Below are 17,221 nucleotides of genomic sequence, written 5' to 3'. Positions count from 1 at the left end.
ATGAGCAGCGAGCATATCGATGAAGTCTCGGGCATCTCAACGACCGGTCATGAATGGGACGGGATAAGGGAACTCAACAACCCATTGCCCCGATGGTGGGTGATAACCTTCTACATCACCGTCGCTTGGGCGGTGGCTTATACAATTGCGTATCCGGCTTGGCCGATGCTGTCTTCCGCGACCAAGGGTGTGCTTGGCTATTCCAGCCGCAACGCTGTCAAGATTGAGCTGGCGGCTGCCGAAGCCGCCAAGGGCAAATATGTCGCGGCCATCCAGCAGAAGACCGTATCCGAGATTGCAGCCGACGACGCGCTGCGTGAATTCGCGGTAGCGGCCGGCGGAGCTACCTTCAAGGTCAATTGCGTGCAATGCCACGGCTCGGGCGCCCAAGGGTCGAAGGGCTTTCCAAACCTGAACGACGATGACTGGCTGTGGGGCGGCACGACCGAGCAGATCCAGCAAACGATCGCGCACGGCATCCGTTTCGCATCCGACCCAGATACTCGGCAGTCGGAAATGCCCCCCTTCGGTGACATCATCACGCCCGAACAGATCGCACAGGTCGGCGCCTATGTCGCCAGCCTCTCGGGCAAGGTCCAGGATGCAAGTCTTATCGAGCCCGGCGCCAAGGTATTCGGGGAAAACTGCGTCGCCTGTCATGGCGATAATGCGAAAGGCAACAAAGAGCTCGGCGCGCCCAATCTGACCGATGCGATCTGGCTCTACGCACCCGGCGAGACAGCCATCGCCGTCCAAGTCCGCGCGCCGAAGCACGGTGTCATGCCGGCCTGGATCGGGCGTCTCGGCGAGACCAAGGTTAAGGAACTTGCGGTTTATGTCCATTCGCTTGGCGGCGGAGAATAGGAACGGAAGCCTATTCTCGGCCCTCCCCGCCAAGCGACGGGGCCCGGCACGAGTCGGGCCCCGACACCATTCCGGCATGCGGCGATTGACCTGCAGCAAGGCGACGCGGCCCACACGGCGAAGCGGGCTCACTGCAGACCGGACGTCTGTCGAAGCAGACAAGTCCGTCGCACAACGATGTCATAGGCCGCGCGCGAGTGGAAATGCACGTGCTGGATAAAACGCAGATGGAGCGGCTCGAGGCAAAAGCGGTCAACTCCGCCAAGACACGACAGCCGCTCTATGCTCCGCGCAAGAAAATCTTCCCTAAACGCGCCTCGGGCAGCTTTCGCCGCTTCAAATGGCTGGTGATGGCGATCACGCTGGGCATCTATTATCTGATGCCCTGGTTGCGCTGGGATCGAGGTCCGTTTGCTCCTGATCAGGCCGTGCTGATCGATCTTGCCAACCGCCGTTTCTACGTCTTCTTCATCGAGATATGGCCGCAGGAATTCTACTATGTCGCCGGCCTTCTGATGATGGCCGGCATCGGCCTCTTCCTGATCACGTCCACCGTCGGCCGCGCCTGGTGCGGCTATACCTGCCCGCAGACGGTATGGGTCGATCTTTTCCTAGTCGTGGAGCGGGCGATCGAAGGCGATCGCAACGCTCGCATGAAGCTCGACGCCGGCCGCTGGACCGCGCGCAAACTGGTGCTGCGTGTGTCGAAACACGCCATCTGGCTGGTCATAGCGGCAGCTACCGGCGGCGCCTGGATCCTCTATTTCGCCAATGCGCCGACGCTGATCGGCGACGTATTCAACGGCACCGCCGCTTCGGTCGCCTACGTCACCATCGCGGTGCTAACGGCGACCACCTACACGTTCGGCGGGCTGATGCGCGAGCAAGTCTGCACCTACATGTGCCCGTGGCCGCGCATCCAGGCTGCCATGCTCGACGAGAATTCGCTCACTGTGACCTACAATGACTGGCGTGGCGAACCTCGTTCGCGGCACGCCAAGAAGGTCCAGGCTGCGGGGCAGCCGGTCGGTGACTGCGTCGACTGCAATGCCTGTGTCGCAGTCTGCCCGATGGGGATCGACATTCGCGACGGCCAACAACTCGAATGCATCACTTGCGCGCTGTGCCTTGATGCCTGCGACGGCGTCATGAACAAGCTCGGCAAGGAGCGCGGGCTGATCTCCTATGCGACGCTGTCCGACTACAACGCCAACATGGCGGTGGCGACCGCAGGCGGCTCCGGTCCCGTGAACCCTTCACTCGTCAGAACGGCCGACAGCACATTCTCCGCCAGGTTGGCGCATTTCCATATTCGCAAGATCTTCCGGCCGAGGACCTTCTTCTACATGGGCGCGTGGACGGCGGTCGGGCTTGCCTTGATCTATTCGCTGCTGACGCGCGACCGACTCGAGATCAACGTCCTGCACGACCGCAATCCGCAATTCGTGACCCTGTCCGACGGCTCGATCCGCAACGGTTACACCGTCAAGCTGCTTAACATGATCCCCGAGCCAAGGACGATCGTCGTCACGATGCAGGGCTTGCAGGGAGCCGAAATGAGCGTCGTCGGCAGTGATCTGCCGGCAGCTCGCTTGTTCGCCATCGCGGTCGAACCCGACCGGCTGAACATGCTGAAGGTCTTCGTGCGCCAGCCAGCGGGTGAGGTTCGGCACGCTGCACAAACCTTCAAGTTCCGCGTCGAGGACCGAGCGAGCTTCGAATCGGACGAATACACCGCCACCTTCAACGCACCGGAGATCGCCAGATGAGCACCAATACGCAAAAGACGCGTGAGTTCACCGGCAGGCACATGCTGCTCACCATTCTCGGCTTTTTCGGCGTGATCATCGCGGTCAATCTCACGATGGCGACACTCGCCAGCACGAGCTGGACCGGCCTTGTCGTCGAGAACACCTATGTGGCCAGCCAGCAATTCAACCGAAAGGCCGAGGAAGGGCGCGCGCAGGCGGCACTCGGCTGGACCGGCAAACTGACGATCGCTCGGGGTGAGGTCCGCTACAGCTTGAGCGATACCACCGGCAAGCCGGTCCCGTTGCATGGCGTCAAGATACTGTTTCGTCATCCCGCCTACGAGGCTGGGGACAAGGCCGTCACTCTCGCCCTCGTCTCGGACCAGGAATTTGCCGCGCAGCACTTGCCAAGGGATGGCGTCTGGATCGTCGAAGTCGACGCCGATGCCGGTCTGACAGAGCCCTATCGCGACGTTCGCCGGATCATGATTTCGCAAGGAGCGCTGCAATGAGCTGTTGTGCAGCCAGCGCGGAACTGGCGCTGGATCTGACCAGTACCACATCGGTCCTGCCGTCTAGCCAGGAGATCAGGTTGGCGAGCCGATCGCTTGGCGACAATCTTTGGCAGACCGACCTTTCAGTGCCGACGGTTCACTGCGCGGCGTGCATCCAGGCCATCGAGACGGCTCTCGGAAGGCTCGATCGCGTCGAAGGCGCTCGTGTCAACCTGTCGACGAAACGGGTCGCGATCCGGTGGCGTGGGGACTCTGTGCCTCCGTTTGTCGCCGCGCTGGGACGGCTGGGCTTTCAGGCGCACCTGTTCGAAGCCGACCCTGATAAGAAGGACAAGACGCTTGCCGAGCTGATCCGCGCGGTCGCGGTCGCCGGGTTCGCCGCCGGCAACATCATGCTTCTTTCGGTCTCGGTCTGGTCCGGCGCCGAAGGTGCTACCCGCGACCTGTTTCACTGGGTCTCTGCATTGATCGCCATCCCGGCGCTCACCTTTGCCGGCGGCATCTTCTTCCGCTCGGCCTGGAATGCACTGCGCCACGGCCGCATGAACATGGACGTGCCGATCGCGGTTGGGGTGTCGCTCGCTTATGCCATGAGCCTCTACGAGACGATCAATCATGGCGATCACGCCTATTTCGACGCGTCCGTATCCCTGCTGTTTTTCCTGTTGATCGGCCGCACCCTGGATCACGTCATGCGCGAACGGGCACGGACCGCCGTGAAAGGCCTGTCCCAGTTGGCCGCACGTGGCGCCATGGTGCTGCGCGGCGATGGCGCGCGCGACTACCTGCCGGTTGGCGAGATCGAACCGGGCATGCAACTGCTGGTCGCCGCCGGCGAAAGGGTGCCTGTCGACAGCAGGGTCATTCGCGGCGCGTCGGATCTCGACTGCTCGCTGGTTTCCGGCGAGAGCACACCGAAAACCGTGGCGTCCGGGGAACAGGTTCAGGCCGGCACGCTCAATCTTACCGGCCCGCTGACCATCGAAGCGACCGCTGCCGCAAAGGACTCCTTCCTGGCGGAAATGGTTCGGCTGATGGAAGCCGCCGAAGGTGGTCGTGCGCACTATCGGCGGATCGCCGACCGTGTCTCGGCGCTCTACGCGCCGGTGGTCCATCTCACCGCCTTCGTGACGTTCCTTGGCTGGATGGCGGTAACCGGCGACTGGCACCGGGCAGTGACGATCGCGATCGCCGTTCTCATCATCACATGCCCGTGCGCGCTCGGTCTGGCCGTGCCGATCGTGCAAGTGGTCGCGGCGCGCCGCTTGTTCGAAGCCGGCATGATGGTCAAGGACGGATCGGCCATGGAGCGCCTGGCCGCGATAGACGTGGCGGTATTCGACAAGACGGGCACGCTAACGCTCGGTCAGCCCAGGCTGGTCAACGCGTCGACCATCGATCCGGCGATGCTGGCGATCGCAGCCGACATGGCGGCGCACTCCCGTCACCCGTTCTCGAAGGCCATCGCCGCATTCGCGGGTTTTGCCGGCCAGCCGAAGCTGGAAGCCGTCAGCGAGCACCCGGGTCTCGGCATCGAAGCGACGACCGCGGACAGCACCTGGCGTCTTGGCCGGCGCGGCTGGGCCGGATGGAAAGCCCGGACCGGTGGCGAAGGCAAGTATGGCGGCTATGGCGGGACGGTGCTCTCGAAGAATGGGAGGATCGTCGCCTCCTTCAAGTTCGAGGACGCTAGGCGCGCCGACGCCAAGGCGGCGGTCGGACAATTGAAGGATGCCGGCGTGTCGGTCGAAATGCTGTCGGGCGATACCCCGGACGCTTGTGGCGATGTCGCAAGAATATTGGGCATCGACCGTTTTGTTTCGGCGCTGCTGCCGTCCGAGAAGGCTGAGCGGATCGAAGTGCTGACCAAGGCCGGCCACAAGGTCCTGATGGTGGGCGACGGGCTCAACGACACGCCAGCGCTGGGCGCGGCGCACGTCTCGATCGCTCCCGCGACCGCCGCCGATATTGGCCGCAACGCGGCCGATTTCGTGTTCCTGCGTGAAAGCCTTTCGGCCGTACCCCTTGCGCTGGACGTCTCGCGGAAGGCAGGGCGGCTGATCCGCCAAAACATAGCCATCGCGATCATCTACAACGCTGTTGCCGTGCCGATCGCCATCTTCGGCAACGTCACGCCGTTGATCGCCGCGGTCGCGATGTCCGCCTCATCGCTGCTAGTGATCGGAAACGGGCTGCGGCTGCAGGGCTTTAGGCTCGCCGAGCTGACGAGGGCTTCTTCGGCAACGCATTCCGGCATTCACCCATCAGCGCGGTCATCATGACGATACTCGTCTACCTCATGCCAGTCGCCCTATTTCTTGGCGCACTGGGGCTGACTGGCTTTCTGTGGGCGTTGAAGAGTGGCCAATATGAGGATCTTGACGGAGCCGCTGAGCGCATCCTCCGGGACGACAAGCCGGAACGCTGAGCCAGACCGCTGTTCCTGACGCTGTGCTGACGCCGGCCGTCAGCCGACTCGGAATAACGATTGAAGCTCCACAACCAGTTAAGTCGCTTAACGTAGATTTGTGAAAAGCCCCTGTCCCTCGAAGGACTGCGTCGCCGGTCCCGCCCCAACATAGACGCGGCCAATGTCATAACGTACGCAAAGCTGATGTTCATGTTCACGATAGGTGCGGACACGGGGTTGCAGTTACACTTGTTTGGGTTCAACTGCAGGTTTCGTGCACCCAATTTCGTCCAGATAATCGGCCCACCACTGCACCATACTGACGCGCTTTTCCCAGTGCTCTGCCCTGGCGTAAGTGCGCCGAACGTCGTTCTTTTCAATATGGGTCAGCTGTCTCTCTTGCGTCTGGATGCCACTTGCCGCATTCATTCAACAGAGTTGATGCCGTTGCTCGGAAACCGTGAGCCGCTGCTTTTTCTTGCTGTAACCCATGCGACGCAGGGCGGCGTTAAGTGTATTGTCGGAAATCGGACGAGAACCCGATCGCACACTTGGAAACAGCAGCGCCTCGCCGCCGGAAATGTCTCTGAGCTCGGTCAGGATTTTGATGACCTGCCTCGAAAGTGCAACGCGGTGCGGCCGCCGCATTTTCATGCGTGCTTCCGGGATGGTCCACACCGAACCTTTGAAGTCGAACTCTTCTTATCCGGCGGCTCGCAACTCGCCGGGGCGGGGAAACAGTAGGCGCAGTTATGCGACGCTAAGTTTCCGGAAATAGCTTAGGAAACAGTTCGTCCAACGTGTCGACCGGGAAGCGTAGCGATACCGGTCCTTTCGGGGTATCGGACGCAAGCAGGCCAAGCTCGAGCACCTCGGTAAACACGCGGCGGGCCGTACGTTCCGGCAAGCCAGCGATACGTGAGGCCTCACCGCGATCGAACTCGCCGCGCAGAAGCGCCTCCTCGAGCAGCCGGAAAGCTTCGGGCTTCAGGTCGTAGCGTTGAACGAACCGCTGCAGGCGCCGGGCTAGTTGGTTCAAATCGAACAGGCTCGACATGAAACTGACCTGGTCGATGCATACGCGTAGAAACCATAAGGTAAAATCCGCCAGCGCCCGCATAGAAAGATTGCCGCGGCCGTCGCGATCGCCTTGGCGTGGCATGTCGGCGTGATCCATCATGCGTTTATAGTCGCCGCGGCTTTCCAGACCCCGCGCCAGGCCTCGGGAAATCGACCACAGCCCATGCGCGGCGATTCCTGCCTCATGGGCCATGGCGTGACTCATCAAGCGGCTGACGCGTCCATTGCCGTCTGGGAAGGGATGAATGTAATTGAACCGATGATGCGCGGCCGGAATCGCCAATATCCTAGCCGCTTTGCCCGTACGTTGGAAGCGGTACCGGCTAGCGAAATGCTCCATGAACGCTTCGACGCGATCGCTTGACGGCGGCTGGTGGCGGCCGACAGTGACATCATGTTCGGGCTGTGATCGCCACCGACCCGGAACCATCAAGAATTCTCTGTCTGCGCCGCGAATGCGCAACATCGCCTCATCGGCGTCACGGTAGAATTCCGCATGCAGCCAGCGCAAAAAATCAAGCGAAGCCGGTTCTGGGAGCTGACCCTCTGCGGCCAGGCGATCGATTTCCCCCTGCAGTCGAACATGGGCCGCGGCTTCCACCTGCAGATTGCGTCGTTCCTGGTCTTTGTCGAATTCGCCGGCGAGGGCGCGTTCGATGTCGCGGGGGCGCGTGTTGTGGCCCTCGATCAGGTTGCTGTAATAGGTGTTCATGATGCGCACGAGATCCGCCAGGTTCGCGGCCGTGCGCGGATGCAGCTTGGCGCCGAGAACCGCCGAGCTTGCTGACAGCTCAGCCAGCGCGTCGGAGATAGGCTCCGCAACGTCTTCCAGGCGCGCCGGCTCGATGCGCTGTACGGTCTCTTCCATGATTGGCCGATGTTAGATCGCGCTAAGTACGTATATGTCAACAGAAATTTTAGCTGAGCGCCCATAACTGGCCGATCATTTGGCCGATGTTAGGCGCCACCTCAGCTTCACCGAGACGGTTGATCGACGACGCCAATGCCGATGATGGCCGATATTCGCTATGCTTAGCGCATTGATAGCATGTGCAAATTTGCGATCGGTAGGTCGATTTGGCCGGTCGCTTGGCCGAACTTCGTCGGTCGCGCTGACTAGGATATACGACAAGGAAAATACAGGCGACTCCAAATCATTTCTCCAGAGATTGCGGAAGCACGCGACGCTGCGACCCGGCTGCGCGAGGACTCGAACGAGGCAGCCCAATATCTGCTAAGCTCTGCGAGAGCGTGTGGAAGCCCGATGCGGGCCGCCAGGTTCTCACGTTTGCGTTTGAGCGCGATCCATTCGCTCTCAAATCGCAACTGGCGTCTTTGACGCTGGATTTGAACCCACAATAGGTACGCGCCGACGAGAGCAAATACGCCTGCACAACGTCTGGAAAGCTCGCGCGTTGCCACAATATCTCGAGCAGGCCGAAGCACACGTCTTCGTCGCGGGCGGCACTCTTTCCCCAATAGGCGAATGGGCGGCGTCAACCGGACACATCTCCATCAGCGTGCCATCGAGGTTCGGAATCCAGAGGTGCCAGGATCGGTCCTCCCAAGAGCGGCATCATGTTGATGACCCGACCATTCAAGGTTTCGATGTTGAGATGTCGCAGCTTTTTCAACTCGGAGAGCTTCGCTTTCTCCATCAGGGGTGTTCTCGCGTGAGAGACAAAACCGCGTGATTGTTACGGGCATGGTTGGGTGGGAAATACCATCTGTCGCCTTCCGGTGATGCCGCGAATGGTCGCATTTGACCCCGGCAGTCCAAAACACCGCGCAAACGGAAGGCTCTTCCATCAATCCGGTCATTCGAGGATCGGGTCCGCGTGGCTCGATGTAGCAGCCATCCTGGCCTCAAGGCGCGCGGCCTTTTCAGGCGTGTCGATGTATTGAGATAACCTCGGCCGGGGACCGAAAACATTCCGGCAGATGATATGCACCTCTTTCCCAAGTCGCCGCACTCTAGTGGTGATGGTCGGCACGATCGCGCCATGGGCGCGGATCAGGTCGTCGCTAGAGCGATCCTGGCCGATGGTCATGCGATAGGAAAACTGCGCGATCGTGCGATTGAGTTGCCGCACCTTGTGGCTGTCGGAGATATCGCGATGGCGCGAGATCATGTTCACCGGCCCGCGCTTGCTGGAACCGCGCACAAGCATGTGCGCCGAAACCGGGAAGATCAGCTCGACCTCGCCGGAATGCTCGTAAGGCGTACGCGCATGGAACGCCTGACGCGGATCGTAGCTGCAGACCGGATTGTCCGATGTGAGGAAAGGCGTGCTTGTCCTGTTGTGGAGTACCTCGAAGCCGAGGCGGAAACAGAGGTCGCCGAAATCCTTGAACTCACCTTTCATTGCCAGCAGCGTTTCATGTGGGTCGACGCCTATCGGCACGGTGTCGAACTGGCCCGCATAGCGCTCGAGCGGCGGAGGAAGGACGCCGAGTTCTTCGCCGATCTTGTGCTCGCAGCGAATTTTGGCCTCGATCATCAGCGCGTGCCGATCGCGCGTCGCCGGAACACGCGCGCGCAAGATCGTTTGCATGCCGAGCACGTTGAAGGAGATGGCGGCCGACAGGCGGCGTGCCGCGAGCGCCCGCACCGTTTCCGGCCATCCGGTCTCGATGGTGTTCCACAGATCCTCGAAACAATGGTTTTCCTGACCACCCCCGGGCAGCTTCTGGGAATAGTAGTCTCGCTCGAAACCAATGGCCCGTGGATTCATTGGCGGCAGCGGGTCTTCGGGCGTAGCGCGCGCTGCCAAGCCTGCTTGTCGGCCCGGGTTGCGCGATACGTTTGTGCACCGCCATTGCGAGAGATCTCCCGACATATTGTCGATGGAGATCGCCCGAGACTTCGTGCAATAGCGCGTATCGCGAAACCCGCCGCGATCCCGCGAGAGATCTCTTCGCGCTCCGCCAGCCCGAGCGCCGAGGCTGCTCTACGCCTTGCTGAGGGAGCAATGCCGCCGTGTAAGGATACGATCCGCTGAACGCCGGTCTTGTTCCGGCGGTCCAGTGCCCGCGAGATCGACGAAATGCTCTGACCTTGCTTCCATCGCTCCCAAAGCTCGGCCTTCTGCGCTGACGTAAACCAGATCCGTGACGTCACCATGCAACACCTCCTCATCCTCTCAGATTAAGAGTGTTGCGGCGACCGGTTGAACCCACCGCCTCAATGCTGACATTCAGGCGGAGATGAACTTTGCCCGACAGCGGACGTTTATTCGGCGCTGTGCTGGTGGGCTCACATCGTCTTTCGCCATCGGCAAAGATGGAAGCTCGAGCTCCCGCAAGAACGGGTTGTGCTTCGCAGTAGCACTGCGCACCTCTTTCTCGATGTCGACCAAGTCTTGATTTGCAGCCATCAGATCAATCTAGTCGTCACCCGCATCCGAACGGGCGGCACTGCCGCTAGCTTCGTGAAACGCCGCTTCCGAAAGGTCGAGCGGCGTTTCTGCTTTGCGTCTCGTCTACTTGTGACTAAAACTGTGGCGGGGGACGAACAATGGCCGATATTCCTTATCGCTTCATACTAGCTGTCGCGGCGATTATCGTTGTCGGAGCGGCAAGGATCGATGGAGGATGGTGGCTTCGCGGCCTGTTCTACCGAATGGTAGATCCCGAAGCCAAGGATATGCGGGCGGCTCCGTTCGGACTGCTGGTGCTCGCCATTCTTCTGACGATTGCGATGTCAGTACTGGCCTTTTCGGCGTGGTTTTTTAACGGCGCCGAGATTCAGGATGTCGGCGCGTTCCTCGACGGCACACTGACACCGATCTTCACCTTCATCACGGTGATCGGCCTGCTCCTGACAATCGTGATCCAGCAGTTTGAGCTGCGCCTTACACGCGACGAATTCGCGAGGTCGGCGAACGCGCTCGAAACGCAAATCCAGTCGACCGATCGACAGAATTTCGAATCGACGTTTTTCCAGATGCTGAATCTCCACAACTCGATCGTGAACGCGATGGATTTGCGGAACAAAGAAGGTGGCCAAACAAGCACTGGGAGAGACTGCTTCAAGACCTTCTTCGTCTATTTCGAACGCATGTATCACAACAACATGGAGCCAAACGACGGCGATAAAATCTCCTCAGCCTACAAGGAGTTCATGGACAGCTACAAGCAGGATATCGGCCACTACTTCCGCTATCTCTACAACGTCGTGCGGTTCGTCGACGAAAGCCCCGTTGTCGACAAGCAGCGGTACATGCGGCTGCTGCGCGCTCAGCTCTCCGACTACGAGCTGCTTTTAATGTTCTACAGTTGCCAGACGCCGATAGGAAAAAGGTTCGGCCAGTATGTCGTCCGGTACGCGTTGCTCGACAACGTTCCGCGCGACAAGCTGCTGGTCATCTTCCATGAAAACCTGCTTCCTGCAGCGGCGGCACTCGATAAGGACGACTTCACCTCGGAAGGGACCTAGGAGCTTGAATTCCGTGCCGGATTGTGCTGTAGGTGCCGTGCTTGCGGATAGATTCTGCTGTTGTTGTTTCGGCGATAGTTGATATCAATGCGCGGGGTTCTGCCCGCACATTCCTTACGGACTGTATACCCATGTCCGATGCTCTGGCATACGAGTATCCGCAAGCCATTCCATGTCAGAACTGAGCGAACTCAAGAGCGCCACGACCCTTCCTCAGCTTGCCCGCCTTCTTAAACTCAAGGGCGAAACGGTATCATATGCCCTTTATTGGTACCGGCGTGCCAATCCCTATGATTACTTCGAAATTCCAAAGAAGAATGGTGGTCGCCGTCTCATTGCAGCACCAAACTCGCGGCTGAAGCTCGTCCAAACGAGATTGGCCGGTCTCCTTGGGCGGATTGAAGCGGAGCTTGAAGGCAAGCGCGCTACAAAGGCCAGGGTGGTATCCCATGGCTTCAAGACCGGCTTCTCGATCGTGACCAACGCCGCGCACCATCGCAACCGGCGCTGGGTCTTCAACGCCGACCTGCAGGACTTTTTCCCAAGCATCAATTTCGGGCGGGTCTACGGGTTCTTCATCAAGGACCGGAACTTCCAGCTCGATCCGAAGATCGCGACCATCATCGCGCAAATCGCCTGCCACAATAACAAGCTACCGCAAGGCAGTCCGTGCTCGCCGGTCATATCCAATCTGATCGCCCACATCCTCGACATTCAGCTGAATAAGATGGCCAGCAAGCATCACTGCACCTACACGCGGTATGCAGATGACCTGACCTTCTCAACCAACGAAAAGGAGTTTCCGGAAGCGGTAGCGCGCCTTGTCAGAGGCAGCCGTGACAAATGGACTGCCGGTGATGGAATCCTGCGGCTCGTCTACCGCGCCGGATTCAAGGTCAATCACGAGAAATCCCGCATGCAAAAGCGGGATTCGCGGCAGGACACGACAGGTCTGATCGTCAATCAAAAACTCAACGTCAGGCACGAGTACTACAAGCAGTCCCGCGCTATGTGCAGGCATCTGTTTCAGCATGGCTGGGCACACACCGGTACTAAGAGGGGCGAGCGCCCCGTCAGCAACGACAGCCTCGATGGTATGCTGAGCTTCATCTACCAAATACGGCGCATCAAGAATGATGCCTTCTTCACCGATGACCAGCCCGGGTTCTCAAAGCTGTTCGGATACTTCCTGGACTACCAGTCGTTTTATGGGATCGTTCGGCCGCGCATCATCTGCGAGGGAAAGACCGACAACATTTATCTGCGCGCGGCGATAAAGAGCCTGCATCTGAAGTTCCCGCGGCTTGTGGACGCCACGCCGAAGTTCTCCCTTTTGGTGGACTTCTTCCACTACAACTCTCGCACGGCCCGCTTCCAAGACCTGTCGGGCGGCGGCGACGAAATGAACAAGCTGCTCAGTTCCTACCGCCAGCGGATGAAGCCTTTCAAACATGGGGCGTCACAGCCGGTCATCATGGTGGTGGACAACGACAGCGGCTCGACGAAAATCTTCAACCACCTGACTAACATTCTCGGGAAACCGATCGACGGTTCGGACCCATTCTATTACGTCTACGAGAACCTTTACGTAGTGCCCATTCGCAAGGTGGCGGGTGCCTCAACGGCTATCGAAGACCTGTTTGATGGCTCCGTGCTGGCTGAAAAGATCGGGGTTCGGGAATTTAACCGCAGCAACAAGAAGTTCGACCAGACCAAATTTTACGGGAAAAATGAATTCGCCACGGAAATTATCGCACCCAAGCGCGCTACAATCGACTTTTCGCGATTTGAGCCACTTCAAAAGGCTTGCTGCGATGTGGTCGATCACTACCAAGTGCTGTCAAAGGCGGCGCCTATACCAACGCCTGTGCAGGTAGCGGCATTGCCCTGATCCGACGGCTAGACTGGCTATGACCGATCGCGTCCCAGCGATATTGATTGGCGAGGCACCCTTTATGCTTTAGTGTATAAGGGTGAATAGCTCCGTTGAACGCCCTAGGGCGCGACGCGGACACGCATAGACTGCTAGACGATATCGAAACGACGGCAGCTTTCGCCCCCGCATGGGCCATACAACGCTGGCACAGCTTATCCCGAATGAGGTCGGGCCTAGATATTTTGCCGACACCCGTCCCATAAATCGTCTCGATCCTCTCCGATCGTATAAGCGGATCAATAGAGCACAGTGACCCTCCACTTCAGCGCCGCGCTGTTCATTGGCCGCGTATTCAGATAGTCCGCACCACCCTGAGCGCGAGGCGTGGCTCGGCGGCTTGCACCCGCGAAAAGTCGCCATCACAGGTGAGGACGTGCAGATCGCGCTCGAACCCCTGAGCGCAAATCCAAAGATCGTTCTCGTTGATGCCTAACCGCTTGCCTGTAGCGTGGTCGATCCAATCTTGGAGATGAGCAGGCGGCTTGTTTCTGCTCGCCTTCGGCATAAACGTGCTCACCATTGCGGCCTTGAGATCGCCATATGTGACCGCAACCTGGGTGTTTATCGACAGCAGCGTGCGAGCCTGTGCTTCTGCGAGCACCTGACTGGCATGTGTTGGCGTGCGACCATGGATGTTTTGCACGCTTGCTACGCCGGTGCGGATTTCTCCGACGCTTACGGCCGAGACATATTGGAGATCATCGCCACTCATGGCATCGATCGCTGCAGCGACAGTCGCGTGCAGCACATGGGTAGGATCAACGAGGGCGATCAGAACCGAGGTGTCGAGCAGATATCCGGTCATTGATCAGCCGATATATGCGCGCAACGCGTCGGCTTCGCTTTGGGGTAAGGGTTTGAAGACGCTCTTGACCCAATTGTCGCTGAATTGTTCTCGGTGGCCGGTGAGTGTCTCGGCAAGCGAAAGACCGGGTGCTGCGTCCAACCCAGGCCAACCTTCCCATGCATGAGCGACCGGTCGCCGCGCACCCTCAAAAAAGCGCAGCAATTCGCGCTCGAGTCGGACCGGAAGCGCGTAGCTCGCAAGGACCGCACTGTCGATCTCGGCGAGGAGGCGCTGAACCGCAGTATCACCATCGAAGGAAAAAGGAGCTTGCGACAGCCGCCTGATATAGGTCGTTGTCATCTCAGCGATCTCGGGAGGCAGATGATTGGGGAGCGGAATGGAGCGCAGAGTCGTCAGCCGGTAGCGTTGGTCCGACGTGAAGACCGTGGCGAAGGCATTCGCAACGGGACCATTGAGCACGGCCATCAACGCAAGGAGATATTTGTTACTCACGCCTTCCTTCGGCCATGCCCCAATAAATTGCTGCGAACAGACCAGCCCATCGGCGTCGAAGCTTGCCGCCAGCCGCCAGGAATAGCGACTCAAACGAACACCATTGATGATGAGCTTCGCTTGGCTCCACGGCAGCTTGTACGCGCCACCGCGAGCGGATTCCGGCCGACAATCGAGCCATACGGGATGTGGAGACTGAAACTGCCGATGTCCATTGACACCATGCAGACCGGCTTCAAAGCCGGGCTCAGGCTCGCGACTCCAGGAGCTCGCCTGCGGACCTGACCATTCGATGCCACGATGCAGTTCGAGACGATCGCCGAGCACAGGCCGATCCGAAAGATAGGTCCAAATCTCATGGAGAGCTGGCACCCACAGATCGCCACTTGGCGTGTCAGGCACCCACCGAGTCAGCGACCGACTGCGGGTGATGACGCCCGCCTTGAGAAACGGCAGACGGTCGCGCAACGTGACTTCACTTGATCGGATTGTGATCCGGGGTTCGTCGGCGGCCGTCCGTGGGTCGCGGGCGATCAATAGGGAGGCTGCGGTACGCGATGCGGAAAACACATCGTCCGGAATCTCCACGATTTCGACCGAAGTATAGTGACTCTCGATCAAGGCTCGCACCTTGCGGTAGCGCTTTTCAACAATGAAGCTTGAGGGAAGGACGAATCCGATGCCGGCCGGCCGCGACTCAATCACTGCTTCCAGCACCGCTATCGGCTTGGAAACATCGTGCTGCGCGATGGCGCTGTTGCGATCATCCGCATCGAAATCCTCGAACGGCGGATTGCAGATGACAAAAGTGTCGGCGGTGATCCGCGTCCGCAGCCGATCGCCGACGAACAGGTCGGCCTGCTGGATGTCCCAGCCATTGTGATTGGGATAGTCGGCGAGGATCAGCGACAGCTTAGCGACTTCACAGGCGAATTCGTCGATTTCGTCGCCAGAGAGGCGTGCGGTCACGAAGTGATGCCGCTCTTCATCGTTCCACTCAAGCGGCAACGCGGCGCGCAGTTGCCTGAGCGCTGCCACGAGAAGCACGCCCGCACCCGCAAATGGCTCGTATACGCGGACACGTTCCAGGTTCCGCCAAAGTTCGAGACGCCGGACAATATGCTCGGCCATTTGCCGCGGTGTGCTGTGCGTGCTGTACTCCGCACGTGCTTCCGATGTCACGAAGGTATTCTCATAAACAAACGCGAGATCGTCGGCCGAGATATTCTGGAAATTGATGCCGGTGCGGATACCGTCCCATACGGTTTCCAACAGCGCGCGATCGCGCGGCGAGGGTACGATGGTTCCCAAGCCATAATAGAGGTCGATCCCACGCAACACGTTGTCGACATTACCATCCGCCCAATTGGCTGCCGACTCATGACCGCGATCGGTCAGAATCTTCGCGGCAAGGAACCGGAATGTCGCTTGAAACAACAAGCGCGCGTCCATGTTCGGGCGCCCCCGGACATCGATCACATTGGCGAGTGTCTCGCGCAGCAAGGTATCGAGCTTGACATGCACCTCGCCCTCGATTGCGATCATCAGGCCGATGTCTACGAAGTCAAACTGGCGGCCAGCCAGCGGCTCAGCACCGATTGCCTTCGCACGATGAATAGCGCGCGGGCTCCAATGCTCGGCGTGGCGTGCGAACAGGTCGCCCAGAGCATCAATCGCGACGACGGCCATGCGGCTCGCGGCCTTGCTAGCGTGGACTTGCCACAACTCGACGCAATCCCCGGTCACGGCGAAGATCATCGGTGCCCCGAGTGCCCGCAGCTCGGTCAGGTCGGGTCCGCCCGACCCGGCCTCGACCACACCGAAGGCGGCCGTTCGATAGGATGGCGGCGTTTGGGTGAATGCCGCGAATGCCACCCGGCGTGTTTCACCGGCCGGCGAAAGGACGTCGGCAAAACTATAGTCGGAGAGAAGCGCTTCGGTCGGGTAGCCGAGGCCGCCCAATCCGCTGACAATGGCGGCGATCGCAGGCGTCATGGCCTTGCACTTCCTGCTGCGCGACGTTGGCTCACATTGACTGGCGGAAATGCTATGCTTTGCTGAGCCTCTTCGGGCGCGACTTCGAGAAGCGCTAGGCGGAGGGCAGCGACGATCGGCTCAAGTGGGAGCAAGATCGCCGGACGCCCGAGATCACTATCCGAGATCGTGTCGACGAAGCTGACCTGCCCCTCGATTGGGCGCACGAGGAGATGGCCCTGGGCAAGTCGAATCCACTGGGGCGAACTGCAGATGTCGAAGATGTGACGTTCGGCAGAGCGTAGCGCTCCAACGGTGAGACCAAGGTCTTCAACGAGCACCCGCACTACTGCCAGGCCGAGCAATTGCCCAGGCCGGAACACAGGCGCGTGCCCCTTGAGACCGCCGAGGGACGGCAGCGCCCGCCGCCAGTGGCGGAGCGTTTCCTGTGTGATACCGACCACATGTCGGACTTGGCTCGGCGTGTAGCGCATGGCCCCGATCGATTTGTTGTTCACAACAAGATAGCTGACCTTTGCGTGCTGATCCAGTGGGTTCATTCCTTGAGGCGGAACCCGATTGCGGAAGCTCGGCGGACGGCCCTCAAGGGTCAGTTAGTCGGTCGAATGATCTGAAAATTGCCAGTCGCCTAGCGGCCCCGCGCAGTCGAACCAGGTGTTGAATGAAAGGCAGTTTTCGGGTGCTCCCTAGTCCGGGTTAAACGTCCTCAACGGGGTCGGCTGCAGAATGGCAGCTTACCGCCGGGCGATCCCCACAACCGGATAGTCCGTTCTCGGCCCCAAACCAGCCACGTTCGTCACGGGTTAATCGACCCTTCTTGTGGACGACGAGACACCGCGGAGGGAATACTAGTCCTCCTCCTGGTCCTTAGGTTCGCCAGACCATACGAGAGAATACGAAGGAAATGTGTGGCCAATTGATTTCCTGTGGAA

General features: G+C 59.7%; 13 protein-coding genes and 2 pseudogenes. 7 read left to right on the top strand and 8 right to left on the bottom strand.

What is annotated here, in order from left to right; translation table 11 throughout:
• The 5 genes from ccoP to ccoS all read left to right on the top strand — a co-directional run bounded on the left by ccoP (position 1) and on the right by ccoS (position 5,558).
• Positions 1 to 864, top strand: a complete 864-nt coding sequence (gene ccoP / locus JN302_RS32360; protein WP_010914033.1) for a cytochrome-c oxidase, cbb3-type subunit III — start codon at positions 1 to 3, stop codon at positions 862 to 864.
• Positions 865 to 1,067: 203 nt separating this feature from the next.
• The gene (gene ccoG / locus JN302_RS32355) at positions 1,068 to 2,633 is read left to right on the top strand and encodes a cytochrome c oxidase accessory protein CcoG (RefSeq protein WP_446720515.1); all 1,566 of its coding nucleotides are present in this window, start codon (positions 1,068 to 1,070) and stop codon (positions 2,631 to 2,633) included.
• Positions 2,630 to 3,127 (top strand): FixH family protein, encoded by a 498-nt coding sequence (locus JN302_RS32350; RefSeq protein ID WP_006329246.1) that lies wholly within the window; start codon positions 2,630 to 2,632, stop codon positions 3,125 to 3,127. The genes ccoG and JN302_RS32350 overlap by 4 nt, the downstream gene beginning before the upstream one ends.
• A complete protein-coding gene (locus JN302_RS32345) occupies positions 3,124 to 5,412 on the top strand; it encodes a heavy metal translocating P-type ATPase (protein ID WP_202330386.1) in 2,289 nt (762 codons plus the stop codon). Before JN302_RS32350 ends, JN302_RS32345 begins: the two co-directional genes overlap by 4 nt.
• Positions 5,409 to 5,558, top strand: coding sequence for a cbb3-type cytochrome oxidase assembly protein CcoS (gene ccoS / locus JN302_RS32340; protein WP_006329249.1), 150 nt, complete (start codon positions 5,409 to 5,411; stop codon positions 5,556 to 5,558). Before JN302_RS32345 ends, ccoS begins: the two co-directional genes overlap by 4 nt.
• Before the next feature lie 411 nt (positions 5,559 to 5,969).
• On the opposite strand, the pseudogene JN302_RS39685 reads toward ccoS, so the two are convergent.
• From JN302_RS39685 to JN302_RS39680, 5 genes and pseudogenes are all read right to left on the bottom strand, one after another.
• Positions 5,970 to 6,224, bottom strand: a pseudogene (locus JN302_RS39685) (tyrosine-type recombinase/integrase); the annotation flags it as partial.
• A 76-nt stretch (positions 6,225 to 6,300) separates the two neighbouring features.
• Entirely contained in the window at positions 6,301 to 7,488 is a 1,188-nt protein-coding gene (locus tag JN302_RS32330) for a Fic family protein (protein WP_006329252.1), read from the bottom strand.
• Positions 7,489 to 8,116: 628 nt separating this feature from the next.
• Complete coding sequence (locus JN302_RS32325) at positions 8,117 to 8,278, bottom strand: hypothetical protein (protein WP_202295834.1); 162 nt, start codon at positions 8,276 to 8,278, stop codon at positions 8,117 to 8,119.
• Between the two features lie 159 nt (positions 8,279 to 8,437).
• Positions 8,438 to 9,355: a DUF4238 domain-containing protein gene (locus tag JN302_RS32320; RefSeq protein WP_244846068.1), complete on the bottom strand. Its 918-nt coding sequence runs from the start codon at positions 9,353 to 9,355 to the stop codon at positions 8,438 to 8,440.
• A gap of 2 nt (positions 9,356 to 9,357) precedes the next feature.
• A pseudogene (locus JN302_RS39680) lies at positions 9,358 to 9,744 on the bottom strand (helix-turn-helix domain-containing protein); the annotation flags it as partial.
• A gap of 393 nt (positions 9,745 to 10,137) precedes the next feature.
• On the opposite strand from JN302_RS39680, the gene JN302_RS32310 reads away from it, so the two are divergent.
• A complete protein-coding gene (locus JN302_RS32310) occupies positions 10,138 to 11,058 on the top strand; it encodes a putative phage abortive infection protein (protein ID WP_202330384.1) in 921 nt (306 codons plus the stop codon).
• Between the two features lie 172 nt (positions 11,059 to 11,230).
• The gene (locus tag JN302_RS32305) at positions 11,231 to 12,949 is read left to right on the top strand and encodes a retron Ec67 family RNA-directed DNA polymerase/endonuclease (protein ID WP_202330383.1); all 1,719 of its coding nucleotides are present in this window, start codon (positions 11,231 to 11,233) and stop codon (positions 12,947 to 12,949) included.
• Between the two features lie 337 nt (positions 12,950 to 13,286).
• Here the strand turns inward: JN302_RS32305 and JN302_RS32300 are convergent, their stop codons facing one another.
• The 3 genes from JN302_RS32300 to JN302_RS32290 are packed head-to-tail and all read right to left on the bottom strand — an operon-like array spanning position 13,287 to position 16,828.
• A complete protein-coding gene (locus JN302_RS32300; RefSeq protein WP_202330382.1) occupies positions 13,287 to 13,799 on the bottom strand; it encodes a type II toxin-antitoxin system VapC family toxin in 513 nt (170 codons plus the stop codon).
• Positions 13,800 to 13,802: 3 nt separating this feature from the next.
• Positions 13,803 to 16,289 carry an N-6 DNA methylase gene (locus JN302_RS32295; RefSeq protein ID WP_202330381.1) on the bottom strand — a complete coding sequence of 829 codons (2,487 nt, stop codon included), beginning with the start codon at positions 16,287 to 16,289 and terminating at the stop codon, positions 13,803 to 13,805.
• Positions 16,286 to 16,828, bottom strand: coding sequence for a hypothetical protein (locus JN302_RS32290; RefSeq protein ID WP_202330380.1), 543 nt, complete (start codon positions 16,826 to 16,828; stop codon positions 16,286 to 16,288). Before JN302_RS32290 ends, JN302_RS32295 begins: the two co-directional genes overlap by 4 nt.
• Positions 16,829 to 17,221 lie beyond the last annotated feature (393 nt).

The organism is Mesorhizobium sp. L-8-3, from assembly GCF_016756615.1.
Classification (GTDB): Bacteria; Pseudomonadota; Alphaproteobacteria; order Rhizobiales; family Rhizobiaceae.
Note: the sequence above shows the minus strand (reverse complement) of the source record. Positions and strands in the feature narration are given on the sequence as shown.

Excerpts from the sequence above, each read along its gene's own strand:
- ccoP (WP_010914033.1), top strand. The coding sequence starts at position 1 with ATGAGCAGCGAGCATATCGATGAAGTCTCGGGCATCTCAACGACCGGT.
- ccoG (WP_446720515.1), top strand. The coding sequence starts at position 1,068 with ATGCACGTGCTGGATAAAACGCAGATGGAGCGGCTCGAGGCAAAAGCG.
- JN302_RS32350 (WP_006329246.1), top strand. The coding sequence starts at position 2,630 with ATGAGCACCAATACGCAAAAGACGCGTGAGTTCACCGGCAGGCACATG.
- JN302_RS32345 (WP_202330386.1), top strand. The coding sequence starts at position 3,124 with ATGAGCTGTTGTGCAGCCAGCGCGGAACTGGCGCTGGATCTGACCAGT.
- ccoS (WP_006329249.1), top strand. The coding sequence starts at position 5,409 with ATGACGATACTCGTCTACCTCATGCCAGTCGCCCTATTTCTTGGCGCA.
- JN302_RS32330 (WP_006329252.1), bottom strand. The coding sequence starts at position 7,488 with ATGGAAGAGACCGTACAGCGCATCGAGCCGGCGCGCCTGGAAGACGTT.
- JN302_RS32325 (WP_202295834.1), bottom strand. The coding sequence starts at position 8,278 with ATGGAGAAAGCGAAGCTCTCCGAGTTGAAAAAGCTGCGACATCTCAAC.
- JN302_RS32320 (WP_244846068.1), bottom strand. The coding sequence starts at position 9,355 with ATGAATCCACGGGCCATTGGTTTCGAGCGAGACTACTATTCCCAGAAG.
- JN302_RS32310 (WP_202330384.1), top strand. The coding sequence starts at position 10,138 with ATGGCCGATATTCCTTATCGCTTCATACTAGCTGTCGCGGCGATTATC.
- JN302_RS32305 (WP_202330383.1), top strand. The coding sequence starts at position 11,231 with ATGTCAGAACTGAGCGAACTCAAGAGCGCCACGACCCTTCCTCAGCTT.
- JN302_RS32300 (WP_202330382.1), bottom strand. The coding sequence starts at position 13,799 with ATGACCGGATATCTGCTCGACACCTCGGTTCTGATCGCCCTCGTTGAT.
- JN302_RS32295 (WP_202330381.1), bottom strand. The coding sequence starts at position 16,289 with ATGACGCCTGCGATCGCCGCCATTGTCAGCGGATTGGGCGGCCTCGGC.
- JN302_RS32290 (WP_202330380.1), bottom strand. The coding sequence starts at position 16,828 with ATGAACCCACTGGATCAGCACGCAAAGGTCAGCTATCTTGTTGTGAAC.